This is a genomic window from Pseudomonas orientalis, from assembly GCF_022807995.1.
GTDB lineage: Bacteria > Pseudomonadota > Gammaproteobacteria > Pseudomonadales > Pseudomonadaceae > Aquipseudomonas > Aquipseudomonas orientalis_B.
Window position 1 is genome coordinate 5,803,679 of record NZ_CP094351.1, and the last position, 8,530, is coordinate 5,812,208.

At 56.7% G+C, this 8,530-nt stretch carries 8 protein-coding genes; 3 read left to right on the plus strand and 5 right to left on the minus strand.

The window, feature by feature from the left end; translation table 11 throughout:
* The first annotated feature begins 44 nt into the window (after positions 1–44).
* From MRY17_RS26115 to MRY17_RS26125, 3 genes are all read left to right on the plus strand, one after another.
* Complete coding sequence (locus tag MRY17_RS26115) at positions 45–551, plus strand: sigma-70 family RNA polymerase sigma factor (protein WP_243353076.1); 507 nt, start codon at positions 45–47, stop codon at positions 549–551.
* Complete coding sequence (locus MRY17_RS26120; protein WP_243353077.1) at positions 551–1,495, plus strand: FecR domain-containing protein; 945 nt, start codon at positions 551–553, stop codon at positions 1,493–1,495. Before MRY17_RS26115 ends, MRY17_RS26120 begins: the two co-directional genes overlap by 1 nt.
* 88 nt (positions 1,496–1,583) lie before the next feature.
* Positions 1,584–4,016 (plus strand): TonB-dependent siderophore receptor, encoded by a 2,433-nt coding sequence (locus MRY17_RS26125; RefSeq protein WP_243353078.1) that lies wholly within the window; start codon positions 1,584–1,586, stop codon positions 4,014–4,016.
* 8 nt (positions 4,017–4,024) lie between these two features.
* Here MRY17_RS26125 and mnmE read toward each other — a convergent pair whose 3' ends face one another.
* From mnmE to rpmH, 5 genes are all read right to left on the minus strand, one after another.
* Entirely contained in the window at positions 4,025–5,395 is a 1,371-nt protein-coding gene (gene mnmE, locus MRY17_RS26130) for a tRNA uridine-5-carboxymethylaminomethyl(34) synthesis GTPase MnmE (RefSeq protein ID WP_191952448.1), read from the minus strand.
* A gap of 78 nt (positions 5,396–5,473) precedes the next feature.
* Positions 5,474–7,156 carry a membrane protein insertase YidC gene (gene yidC, locus MRY17_RS26135; RefSeq protein WP_181284504.1) on the minus strand — a complete coding sequence of 561 codons (1,683 nt, stop codon included), beginning with the start codon at positions 7,154–7,156 and terminating at the stop codon, positions 5,474–5,476.
* Positions 7,157–7,158: 2 nt separating this feature from the next.
* Positions 7,159–7,404 (minus strand): membrane protein insertion efficiency factor YidD, encoded by a 246-nt coding sequence (yidD, locus tag MRY17_RS26140; protein WP_243353079.1) that lies wholly within the window; start codon positions 7,402–7,404, stop codon positions 7,159–7,161.
* The gene (gene rnpA, locus MRY17_RS26145) at positions 7,397–7,804 is read right to left on the minus strand and encodes a ribonuclease P protein component (RefSeq protein WP_020302575.1); all 408 of its coding nucleotides are present in this window, start codon (positions 7,802–7,804) and stop codon (positions 7,397–7,399) included. Before rnpA ends, yidD begins: the two co-directional genes overlap by 8 nt.
* Positions 7,805–7,817: 13 nt before the next feature.
* Positions 7,818–7,952, minus strand: coding sequence for a 50S ribosomal protein L34 (gene rpmH, locus MRY17_RS26150; protein ID WP_003213577.1), 135 nt, complete (start codon positions 7,950–7,952; stop codon positions 7,818–7,820).
* Positions 7,953–8,530: the final 578 nt, after the last annotated feature.

Sequence of the window (8,530 nt, forward strand, 5' to 3'; positions counted from 1 at the left end):
GTAGTTAATAATAGCGATTATCATTAACCCACTTCGTCGCGCCTATGTCCCCTTCTTCACACACGGCAGCAGTGCAGCACATATATGAGCAACACCATTCTTGGTTGCACGGGTGGCTCAAAGGAAAATTACATAACGCCTGCGATGCGGCCGACGTTGCCCACGATACGTTCGTGCGTATTCTGGCCGGACGCGATGCCGTGCAAATCCTCGAACCACGGGATTACCTGGCGACCATCGCAAGAGGCTTGGTGATTGATCGCTATCGCCGGCACGCCATTGAGCAGGCTTATAGGCAAGCCCTGGCCGAGCGTCCTGAAGCCACTGCCATCAGTGAAGAAGACAAAGCGATCATTATCGAAACTCTGATCGCTGTGGATAAAGCGTTATCCGGCTTGGGCGAACGTGCTCGACGGATTTTCATGCTCTCGCAGATTGAAGGACTGACTTATCAACAGATCGCCGATCAAATGCGGGTGTCATTGACTACCGTGAAGAAGCACATGATCCGTGCCTTGACCGAGTGCTCACTGATCATGGCCGGCCTGTAATGCCCGCCCCCGATCGCAAGACATTCGAGGCAGCCGCCCGTTGGTATGTGCAGTTCCAGGCGCAATCACCGACGCCCGCTGACCGACTGGCCTGGCAGCAATGGCTTAATGGCGACCCCTCTCATCAGGCGGCGTGGAACCAGTTGGAGCAATTGCAGCGCAGCCTCGGCGCCATGCCCCAGGACTTCACACGCCGCGCATTAACCAGCACGCAAAAGCGTCGCCAGGTACTCAAGTGGATGCTGGTACTGGGCGGCACCGGGTATCTGGGTTGGAATATTCAACAACATACGTCTGTGGGTAACGTATGGGCCGACTACCGTACGCCTGTGGGTAAACGACGACGGATCGAACTGGCGGATGGCACTCAGGTTGATCTCAACACCAACACAGCCATCGATGTGATGTTCGACGCGCGTGAGCGCTTGATCCGCCTTCGCCAGGGCGAAGTACTTATCCACAGCGGAAAACGAAGTCCAGACATCCCCCTGTATGTTGAGACACGTCATGGCCGGATACAGGCGCTGGGTACGCGATTTACCGTGCGTCAACTGTCGGGTGCCACGCGTGTCGGGGTTTTGGAAGACCGAGTTGCCCTGGTGCCGCTCGATCAACCTGACCGCACTTGGACGCTCGACGCGGGAGAAGGCGCAGATTTTGATCGACAAAGCGTCACCGTCACACAGCGATATGCAGTTTCACAGACGGCCTGGGTCGACGGTCAATTGATTGTGCTCGATGCCAGACTTGGCGATGTGATCGATGAATTGGCGCGCTATCGGCAGGGCGTGCTGCGCTGCGACCAGGCTTCAGCCGGGCTGCGCGTTTCCGGAGCGTTCCGCCTGGACTCAACCGACGCAGTACTGGCCAACCTGCAAGCGACCCTGCCGATCCAGGTGAAGTACTTCACGCGCTACTGGGTGTCGGTCAACCGAATCGGTTGATGAAAAAATAATCCACAGGGGTTATCTTTTTTTTATCACGTGCGGCCCTTCAGGTAATCACGACGCTACCTTCAGGGCTTACCCATTTATGCGCCTTTCCATCCAGCTACGTCATCGACTTTCCTGCCATGCCATCACCTGCGGCCTGCTGCTTACCACCGCCGGCGCCGCGTTGTTATCCACAGGGGTCATGGCTGCCAGCACCACCCAGCACTATGTCATCCCTGCAGGTCCGCTGGACAGCGCGCTTAGCCAGTTTGCCGCCAGGGCCAATGTGATCCTGTCCTTCTCTCCCCAACAGACTTCAACTCTGACTACCTCCGGACTGGAGGGTGATTATTCGGTGGATCAGGGTTTCGCCCTGCTGCTGCAAAATTCCGGGTTGCAAGCCGTCGCCCAGGCTCCCGGCAGTTATGGGTTGCAAGCAGCTCCTGCGGGCCAGCTTACCCTCGCACCCACCACCGTGAGTGCTTATCAACAGGATCGATTCAACCAGGATATAGCGGAGGACGCGGGCTATAAGGCGCAGAACAGCCGTGTCGGCACCAAGACCAGTACGCCTCTGTCGCAGACGCCCCGTTCGGTATCGGTGGTGACCGGGCAACGCATCAAGGATCAGAAATCGCAGACATTGACTGAAGTGCTGGGGTACGTACCCGGTATATTCGCGCCGCCTTTTGCTGCGGGCGACGGGCTGGCGGGCGATCTCTTTTTCATTCGAGGCTTCAACGCGACGGACTACGGTTACGGCCTGTTGAGAGATGGACTACGTGTGCAAGGCAATCGGTATGACACCACCAGTGAGCCGTATGGCCTGGAGCGGGTCGAAGTGTTTCGCGGTCCTTCTTCGCTGCTCTACGGTGAGAACGCACCGGGGGGGTTGGTCAACCTGGTGAGCAAACATCCGACCGCCAACCCGCGAGGCGAGGTACAACTGGGGTATGGCTCGAACAACCGACGCCAGCTGGGTGTGGATATCTCCGGGCCGCTCAATGACAGCGACAATGTTCTCGGCCGCCTGGTGATGCTGGGCCGCAAATCCGACACCCAGACCGACCACGTACCGGATGATCGTATCTATATCGCGCCTTCCCTGACCCTGAATTTCGACGACTACAACACCCTGACCCTGTTGGCCAACTACCAGAAGGACCACACCAACCTGGAACTCGGCCTGCCGGCTGCAGGCACTTTGCTTACCAATCCCAACGGTAAGCTGTCCAAGCACACCATGCTCGGCGACCCGGATTGGAATACCTTTGAACGCGAATCCTGGAGCACCGGTTACGAGTTCAGCCACAGCTTCAACGATGACTGGCAGTTCCGCCAGAATTCGCGGTACATGCAGTCACGCATCAACCGCCATGAAACCTGGCCGGGCGCACTGAACAATCGGGGCTTCGGCACCCAACTGAACATGACTGCCTACGACCGCTACAACAAATCCATGGTCTATTCCCTGGATAACCAGCTCGAGGGCAAATTCGATATCGGCGCATTGGAAAACACCGTGTTGTTCGGTGCCAGTTATGACCGCACCTCGTTCAACCAGGATTGGGACGCCGGATTCGCCGGTACCATCAATGTGTATAACCCGGTGTACCTGCGCGATCCGCTCACGCCGATTGCGGTGCAGAACACCTTGCTCGAGCAACAGATGAAAGGCGTATACGCCCAGATCCAGAGCAAGTATGACCACTGGCTGTTCCTGCTCGGCGGGCGCCAGGACTGGGTCGACAGTGATTTTCGCGACAAGGTTAACAAGGCCAGCAACACTGGCAGTCAAGACCGCAAGTTCACCTATCAGGGCGGGGTGATGTACCAGTTCGACAACGGCCTCACGCCGTATGTCAGCTATTCCACCGCCTTCGTTCCGGTTCAGCAGATTTCCAACGCCGGCGCCCCGTTGAAGCCGATCACCAGCAGCCAATATGAAGCGGGTGTGAAGTACGAACCGATCGGCTGGGACACGGCGATGACGCTGTCGGTGTACGACTTGCGCAAACAGGACGATACCTACCTGGATGCCACCACCAATAGCTATCGCCAGGTGGGCGAGAGCCGCGCCAAGGGCGTGGAGGTTGAAATCAACAGCAACCTTACGCCAAACCTGAATGTGACGGCGGCTTATACCTACACCGATGCGCGGATCACCAAGGATTCCGCCAGCTCCCTGGTCGAAGGACGTCAGATGACCGGCGTTCCTCGCAATCAGGCTTCGGTGTGGAGCAAATACCGCTTTCTGGACGGTCAGCTCAAGGGCCTTTCCGTTGGGGGAGGTGTGCGTTATTTCGACAGCACCTTTTCCTACACGGCGCCTACGCTGTACGGGAAGTTGGATGCTGGCAGTGTCACGTTGGTGGATGCCGTGGTGGGGTATCAGATCGACCCCCACTGGTCTGTGGATCTGAACGCCAAGAACCTGTTCGACAAGGAGTATGTGTCCGGTTGCAACGATGCGGGGCGCTGCTATTGGGGTGACAGCCGTACCCTGTTGGGTACGGTGTCCTACAACTGGTAAAGACCTGGCTATTTGCCGATGCAGAAGCTGGAAAAGATTCGGCCGAGCAAGTCATCGGAGCTGAATGCGCCGGTAATCTCACCTAACAGCTGCTGCGCCTGACGCAAATCCTCAGCCAGCAGCTCCCCGGCGCCCGCCAGGGTCAGCTGTGCTCGCCCATGCTCCAACGCCGCGCTGGCATGGCGAAGCGCCTCCAGATGCCTGCGGCGTGCACTGAAGCTGCTTTCCGAGGTCTGCTCGTAGCCCATGCAGGCCTTGAGATGGTCACGTAGCAACTCCAGGCCCTCACCTGCCGACTTGGCACTCAGGCTGATAGTCACATGGCCATCCCCGCTGGTTTGCATCGCAATGGCTTCACCGGTCAGGTCGGCCTTGTTACGGATCAAGGTGACTTTGGCCGGGTCTGGTCGCTGTTCAAGGAATTCCGGCCACAATGCAAAAGGATCCACCGCCTCGGGAGCGGTTGCGTCCACCACCAACAAGACGCGATCTGCCTCACCGATGGCTTTGAGCGCGCGTTCCACACCAATCTTTTCCACCTGATCGTCGGTATCGCGCAACCCTGCCGTATCGACCACGTGCAACGGCATGCCATCGATGTGGATATGTTCGCGCAGTATATCGCGCGTGGTACCCGCAATTTCGGTAACGATGGCCGCTTCGCGTCCTGCCAATGCATTAAGCAGGCTGGATTTGCCGGCATTCGGACGTCCAGCGATCACCACGGTCATACCATCACGCAGCAATGCACCCTGCCCTGCTTCGCGCAATACTGTGGATAACTCATCACGGACTTTATCCAGCATTGCCAGAACATGGCCATCAGCCAGGAAATCAATTTCCTCTTCAGGAAAATCAATGGCCGCTTCGACATAGATGCGCAGGTTGATCAATTGCTCGGTCAAGTTATGCACGCGCAGGGAAAATGCCCCCTGCAACGAACGCAATGCGTTGCGCGCAGCTTGTGCAGAACTGGCCTCGATCAGGTCGGCAATGGCTTCGGCCTGGGCCAGGTCGAGTTTGTCGTTGAGGAATGCGCGCTCGCTGAATTCGCCCGGACGGGCCAGGCGGCAGCCCAATTGCAGGCAACGCTGCAGCAACATGTCCAGGACAACCGGACCGCCATGGCCCTGCAGTTCCAGTACATCTTCACCGGTGAAGGAATTAGGTCCCGGGAAATAGAGGGCAAGACCCTCGTCCAGCACACTTTCGTCCCCATCCAGAAACGGGCCGTAATGGGCGAACCGCGGCTTCAACTCCCGTCCACTGATCGCCTTGGCCGCCGCGCTCGCAAGCGGCCCGGAAATTCGAACGATACCGACGCCGCCACGACCTTGAGCGGTTGCGACGGCAGCGATGGTTTCACGGGGAGCGCTCATCAGCAGGTTCCAGAATAAAGTGTCGGAAAGCAAAACGCCCCACTAGGGGGCGTCTTGAGTGGTTATCCACAGAGTAAATTACGCCTCGGCTTTTTTGGTAGCCGCTTCGATTTTACGTGTGATGTACCACTGTTGGGAGATCGACAACACGTTGTTGACTACCCAGTACAGGACCAGGCCCGCTGGGAACCACAGGAAGAAGAAGGTGAAAATGATCGGCATCATTTTCATCACTTTGGCCTGCATCGGATCCGGCGGAGTCGGGTTCAGGCGCTGCTGGATAAACATGGTTGCGCCCATGATGATCGGCAGGATAAAGAACGGGTCCTTGATCGACAGGTCGGTTATCCACAGCATGAACGGCGCCTGGCGCATTTCCACGCTTTCCAGGAGTACCCAGTAAAGCGACAGGAATACCGGCATCTGTACCAGAATCGGCAAGCAACCACCCAATGGGTTGATCTTCTCTTTCTTGTACAGCTCCATCATGGCCTGCGACATTTTCTGCCGATCGTCACCATGTTGCTCTTTGAGCGCAGCCAATTTCGGCGCTACGGCACGCATGCGCGCCATCGACTTGTAGCTGGCGGCCGACAACGGGAAGAAGATCCCCTTGATCAGCATGGTCAGGAAGATGATCGACCAGCCCCAGTTACCGACAATGCTGTGGATATGTTGCAGCAGCCAGAAGATCGGCTGGGCAATGAACCACAGGAAGCCGTAATCCACAGTCAGTTCCAGGCCTGGGGACAACTCTTTCAGCACGGCCTGGCTTTTCGGGCCGGCATACAGGGTGGCGCTGGTTTCAGCCTTGGCACCGGGTGCGACGGTCAACGCCGGACCGGTAAAGCCAATGATGTAATTGCCCTGGCTGTCCTTGCGGGTTTGAACCAGATTCGCTTCAGCCTTGTTCGGGATCCATGCGGTCACGAAGTAATGCTGCAGCCATGCTACCCAGCCACCTTGAACGGTTTCTTTCAGCGCGCCTTTGTCGATGTCTTTCATCGACACCTTTTTGTACGGCTCGTTACTTGTCCACAGGGCGGCGCCCAGGTAAGTCGCGGTGCCGGTGGCGGTGCTGGAAGAAGGATCGGAGCTGGCGTCACGCTTGAGCTGGGCAAACAGGTTGCCGCTCCAGGCCTTGTCGCTGGTGTTGTCGATCAGGTAAGTGACCTTCAAATCGTACAAGCCACGGGTGAAGCTGAATCGCTTGATGTAATTGACGCCGTCGAGGCTGAATTTCAGGTCGACGTTCAACTGGTTCTGGCCATCAGCCAGTTGATAAGTCTTCTGCTCGGTCGAATAAATCGGACGACCGGTAGCGCGAGCGTCCGGACCATTGGTGCCGGTCAGGCCACTTTGCGCCAGATAGGTACGTTCACCGCCGTTATCGAACAGCTGGAACGGAACATCCGGGTGGTCTTGGCGGCGTGGATAAAGCGGCAGCTTCAGCTGTGCAATATCACCACCCTGCGGGTCGATAGCCAGGTCGAGCACATCCGTTTTAACGTGGATGAGGTCTTTATTGGTGACCACTGGCGTTTCTAACGGGGCAGTTGTCTCGCCATTCGCGCTGGGAACATCGGCACTCGCGGACGCATTGTTACCCAACGGGGTGTCCGCAATAGCCGGCGCAGCCTGATTGGTAGCAACATTCTGAGTCGGCAGGGCAGCCTGGCCGTAGTCCTGGTTCCATTTTAGGACCATGACATAGGACACGATTGCCAGGGCGACGATCAGGATTGTGCGTTTAATATCCATGATTACTCGGCCATCGAAGAAGAACGGGAGGTAGGGATAGGTGGAACCGGGTCATAACCACCGGGATTCCACGGATGACAGCGACCTAAACGACGAAAGATCAGCCAGCCACCGCGCAGAAGACCATGATTTTCTATGGCTTCTAGCGCGTAGCAGGAACAACTGGGGTAGAAACGACAGTGGCTGGCCATCAGAGGACTAATGGCATAGCGATAAAACTGGATCGGAACGATTGCCAGTTTACGCATCAAGGCTGTCTACCCCTACAGTTTCGGTGCTGACTGCTGGTGCTGGTTTGTGGGTACGCGCCAGACGTTTCCAGAGCTTGCCGAAATGCTGAATCAATTCGGGGTTTTCTACATCCCCCAAGCCTTTGCGCGCGACGATAACAATATCCCAACCAACCAGAGTGTCCTGGTGGAGGCGAAACGATTCGCGCATCAGACGCTTGAGGCGATTGCGCTCAACGGAGAGCTTTACGCTCTTCTTGCCGATCACCAACCCGAGACGGGGGTGATCAAGATCGTTGTTACGCGCAAGGAGCAGGAGATTTTTCCCCGGAACCTTGCCGGTGGGGGAGTCAAAGACTGCCTTGAAATGCCGGGGGGTTAGCAGACGCTTTTCCCGACTGAAGTCCTGACTCACCACCAGTACCGGATTATCAAACTGCCAGACGCGCACGACCTTTGGCGCGGCGACGCGACAGGACAGCACGGCCGTTCTTGGTAGCCATGCGAGCACGGAAGCCGTGAGTACGGGCGCGTTTGATGGTGCTTGGTTGGAAAGTACGTTTCATGGCGTTGTTACCTGGTTCGTCCACAACGGGCCGGAATGGCCCCCGTTTTAAGAGACCGGCGATTCTAGAGAAAGCAAGCCTCTAGGTCAATTTCCAACCAGCTTTTCCTTTAATTAGATATCTGGAAGCCCCCTCCCCCTTTCTACCCGCGCGCCTTCCATGAGGGGTGGCATAAATATAAAAATAAAGAAGGAAGTTATTTAAAGCTTTTCTGTAAAGCTTATAAAAGCTAGAGAGGCGTTCTTCTGTGGATAACTACCTTCAGGCCATATTCAACGTGGTGTACAGAGGATGACAACACAGGGGAGAAACGGTGCTCTGCCTGTGCTGCGCTGTCGGATAAGCTGTGGGTGGAATGGCGTGTTATCCACAGGCCAGTTACCCACAGACTTTTGCCCCTACTTGTGCAACGAGCTCAGGTACGGTTATCCACAGAGCTTATTCACAGACCGACGGTCGCCTTTATTCCCGTTAAGGCGTTGATTTTGGGTGCCCTGTGAGCAACCTTCATGTGGATAAGTGGACGACTGGCCGCTACAATGGCGGCTGTTTTTGCCTCACCGGCTTTCAACTTAGGG

What these genes read in the sequence shown, in the direction of transcription:
- yidD (WP_243353079.1), bottom strand. Translation starts at nt 7,404, where the DNA reads ATGCGTAAACTGGCAATCGTTCCGATCCAGTTTTATCGCTATGCCATT.
- yidC (WP_181284504.1), bottom strand. Translation starts at nt 7,156, where the DNA reads ATGGATATTAAACGCACAATCCTGATCGTCGCCCTGGCAATCGTGTCC.
- mnmE (WP_191952448.1), bottom strand. Translation starts at nt 5,395, where the DNA reads ATGAGCGCTCCCCGTGAAACCATCGCTGCCGTCGCAACCGCTCAAGGT.
- MRY17_RS26115 (WP_243353076.1), top strand. Translation starts at nt 45, where the DNA reads ATGTCCCCTTCTTCACACACGGCAGCAGTGCAGCACATATATGAGCAA.
- MRY17_RS26125 (WP_243353078.1), top strand. Translation starts at nt 1,584, where the DNA reads ATGCGCCTTTCCATCCAGCTACGTCATCGACTTTCCTGCCATGCCATC.
- MRY17_RS26120 (WP_243353077.1), top strand. Translation starts at nt 551, where the DNA reads ATGCCCGCCCCCGATCGCAAGACATTCGAGGCAGCCGCCCGTTGGTAT.
- rpmH (WP_003213577.1), bottom strand. Translation starts at nt 7,952, where the DNA reads ATGAAACGTACTTTCCAACCAAGCACCATCAAACGCGCCCGTACTCAC.